This window comes from Nostoc sp. FACHB-888 (genome assembly GCF_014696655.1).
Classification (GTDB): domain Bacteria; phylum Cyanobacteriota; class Cyanobacteriia; order Cyanobacteriales; family Nostocaceae; genus Nostoc.
On the sequence record NZ_JACJQM010000318.1, the window covers coordinates 1 to 3,532 of the forward strand.

At 42.9% G+C, this 3,532-nt stretch carries 4 protein-coding genes and 1 pseudogene; 3 read left to right on the plus strand and 2 right to left on the minus strand.

Going from position 1 to position 3,532, the window contains the following annotated elements:
• Window positions 1–58: 58 nt before the first annotated feature.
• From H6G26_RS44465 to H6G26_RS39975, 3 genes and pseudogenes are all read left to right on the plus strand, one after another.
• Window positions 59–412: pseudogene (locus H6G26_RS44465) on the plus strand (GNAT family N-acetyltransferase); the annotation flags it as partial.
• An 18-nt stretch (window positions 413–430) separates the two neighbouring features.
• The gene (locus tag H6G26_RS39970) at window positions 431–679 is read left to right on the plus strand and encodes a hypothetical protein (protein WP_190737481.1); all 249 of its coding nucleotides are present in this window, start codon (window positions 431–433) and stop codon (window positions 677–679) included.
• A gap of 130 nt (window positions 680–809) precedes the next feature.
• On the plus strand, window positions 810–1,064 hold the full coding sequence (locus H6G26_RS39975) for a hypothetical protein (RefSeq protein ID WP_190737483.1): 255 nt from the start codon (window positions 810–812) through the stop codon (window positions 1,062–1,064).
• Between the two features lie 49 nt (window positions 1,065–1,113).
• Here H6G26_RS39975 and H6G26_RS39980 read toward each other — a convergent pair whose 3' ends face one another.
• Together H6G26_RS39980 and H6G26_RS39985 are read right to left on the minus strand one after the other, a co-directional pair.
• Window positions 1,114–2,931: a hypothetical protein gene (locus H6G26_RS39980; protein WP_190737485.1), complete on the minus strand. Its 1,818-nt coding sequence runs from the start codon at window positions 2,929–2,931 to the stop codon at window positions 1,114–1,116.
• Window positions 2,932–2,942: 11 nt separating this feature from the next.
• Window positions 2,943–3,532, minus strand: a 590-nt coding sequence (locus tag H6G26_RS39985; RefSeq protein ID WP_190737487.1) for a hypothetical protein, incomplete at its 5' end; no start/stop codon positions are given.

A 3,532-nucleotide genomic window follows, 5' to 3' on the forward strand; every position in this document is an offset into this window, starting at 1 on the left:
TTTGAGTATTTTAACTGATTGACAAAAGGTACTTTGTCCTAACCTCTCACCGATGAGTGCAGACTATCTGCGGCAACTGCTTGATAGTGACTACTTCATTGCGCTCGCCGCATTGAAAGAAGGTGAGGTCGTTGGCGGTCTGACTGCCTACAAGCTTAAAAAGTTCGAGCAGGAGCGCAGCGAGATTTACATCTACGATTTAGCTGTTGCCGCCGCACACCGGCGGTAGGGGATTGCAACGGCATTAATTCAGAAGCTGAAGGAAGTAGCAGCAGCATGTGGGGCTTATGTCATTTTCGTTCAGGCGGATATTGGTGACGAGCCAGCCATTAAACTTTATACAAAGCTGGGCGATCGCGAAGACGTGTTGCATTTCGACATAGCAATTAATAGCGGTAATGACAATGCCTAACGCTTATCTGAGTGGTTGATGATTGAGATTTGTGGTGAGCGATTATCAGCCTTAGCATCAGCCGAGATTCAAGACTTGGAGTTTAATGGCTTAGTGGTATTTGAAGATTTGTTGATGGCACTGGGCAAAACAAATGTATCGATAGTGAAAGAGAGCGACCTAACTCTTGAAAATTTGCGGTTACTAGATAAAGTTTGGACGGGAGAAAATATGCGAGTGTTTGAATTAATTTCCATCTTGGAAAAAGATGGTGAACGAAATTTTTAATCAAGATGCGCTGGCTACGGCAATTGTGCGGATTCATGAAGTTAGCTGATTAATAAGTCCCGCACAAACACGGATTCATTCCTGCTGCCTTTCAGTAAAACTGAATTATACAAGTTTTGAAGGTGCATTTATGGCTGATACTACAATGTTAGGTAACCGTATAAATAAGCAAATAAATTTTGAACCGTTAGAAGCGATAGTAGCAGCAACAGAAGAAGAGTCAGTAATATTAGCCGAAAAGCTCACACAGGTGGTAATTCCTTTATCCGTTTTGTTACAAGCACTCAATATAGCAAAACACGATAAGGCAGCAGCTTTCCGCTATGCTGACAAATATCTAAAGAATACCAGAAAGTCGAAATGGGTTATTATGAAATCGGCTTGAAATTTTTGATGAAACACTCGGTTGGATATCTTTATCTTGATGTAAATCCTCAGTTTTGATTATTCCAGGGATTGAACTTATATTTAATTGGAGAATTTTGGAGTAATTTTTCAATTCCTTTTCGGATCAGCTCTGGTGGAACTCCGTCTAATTTCAACTCGCTTTGGATAAACTCATCAATGGAATTAGCTTTCGTCTTCTCTAAGAGCGCCAACATCTGTTGAGCTTGGGTTGTTGGTGTGCAAGACTCCTTAGTTTCAGCTTGAGAGGTTTGCTTATTACTTGGTGCAGAGTCAATAAAGTTTTTGGTATCCCGGTCATAACCAGAGAAATTCTTTAACACAGGCATTGGTATCCATTCATTGATGCCGCCGTAATAAACTGCTCGACCGACTGGTGATTGTGCAGCAATCTCCATTACTTCGGTTGAAGTAATCTTGCGATCGCTGGGAATTAACTGTGTAGCAATCATGGCATTGTAAGCTGGGACGTTATCAGGATGAACCAACGCCACTGAAGTTAACTGCGATCGCAGTCCGCCAGAAATGCCCAAGTCGTCAGTGTGAGGGTTCTGCACAACAATCCAGAAATGCCAACCGGAACTATCACCGCAAGAACAGTAAGAGATAATTTTGTCCTTGAGCCAGCCAATTTCACCTTTGGTATTTTTAAATTTGGAACAAACAGCCGTTCCTTCATCTAAAATAATCAGCTTGGAGCCAGAGATATTTTGAAATTCGGTAAAGCATTCTTTAACCCATAGGACGGCTTCGACCGGAGACATTTCTAGGATTTTAGCCCGTTTAAAAGTATCAACACGACCTTTAAAATAACCGGTTTCTTTCTCGTCACCTTTGGGGTCAATATAAAAGATGTGTATGCCAGGATGTAGCCGCTTGATAGCGTCGATTGCATTGCTAATGGTGATACCCTTGCCAGAACCAGGGACACCAACCCACAGCATATTGGTAACTTTTTTAGCAATGTGAGCGATTAGGTCATACTGTACTTGGGGTTTAGTGGTGTAGGTGGAGATATCGGTATTAGTTAAGCTATGAGAGGCTTCTGCTCCCAAGAATTCACTATTTAACAAAGGATAAGCTTCATTAGAGTGAATCTGTTGCGCTAAAGTTTGGGTTGTTTGTGGGACAGGAGTTGGTAGTTTTGCAAACCTTGCCTCTGGAATACCTAAATTCTGAGGTTTGCTTGCTTCTTGAATAGCCGTAACTTGCTGATAGTTTACTCTGGGGTCAACACTTACTTGCGCCAAATGACCGGATAGCTGTTCAGGGGTAGGGAAATAGCCTTTAAGTTGAATAAACCAATCGAGCAGCCAACGGTAAGCATAAAATCTTTTCCCAGGCTCAACAGCATTCAGATATTCACATACAACATGAGAACATTGTTTGAGCATGGCAAATTCGTATTTCTCCATTGGCTCTAAGTGCAGCATTAAATCAGCCAGTTCATTTTTGTTCGCAAAGTATTCGTCCCTGGCAACACTATCTCCCATTGCCGAGAGGAACTCAAAAAAGCCACCACGTATAAAAGGGATTGGTGCAAATTGATGAGTATCGTTTAAGTCCTGAACAATTGACCATAGATAACCAACACCAGCTACGACTGCACCGATGGGAGCAAGAGGAGAGGTAGCATAACAAACTGCGCCAGTAAGAGCGGTGGCCAGTGTGATGAACTTCGCCAGATTCATACCGTTACGTTCGTCCCTGGCGCGAACTAACAACTGATCCTGTCGTTCCTGTAACCAAGAGGCGGTATTCCCAGCTTCCAAATACTCAATGCTGGGGTAGTCGTCACGTAAAAGTGCCGTTTCTTTGGTTCCTAGCATTGGTATTTGTTGCTGCATGTGAATTCCTCTTACTTAGTTAATTTCCAAATGTTGTAACCAATCTCGCCAGCCATCATTGAGGCTACATTGTAAGCAAAACAAGCCAGGATTAAACCTGGGTTAGTGTAGCGGAAGGGATTACGACCAACGAATGTGGTGGTGATGTCTAGTACCCAGAAAAATAGTGCGATCGCTCCCCCTGTATGACGTTCTTTCATGCCAGCAGCTTTGTAATCGCCCCAGAGTGCGACTGTCAAATCGATGTTTCCAGTCGGTTTTGTACCCAGAGTATATTGCTTGGAATCTTCAAACTCATGCTTGGCTTGATTTGGGTCTTTACCACGCAATGTCCGAGCTTCCATTACTTGGACAAGTGCAGAGATACCGAAGCTAATCCAAAACAACACATTGAACGGTAATTGTAACCAGCCGATCCAACCGATCCATTCTTGCTCAAACCACGGAAAAATCGGTTTTCCCTGGAATAAAACTTGCCAAATGCTATCAGTAGAAAGCAGTGTACCAATCCAGAAACCAATTGCACCAACAAGCTTGTATCCGGGTGTGCCTGGGGTAACGAATTGGGCAATGATATGTGAGATAAAGATGACTGGCAGTG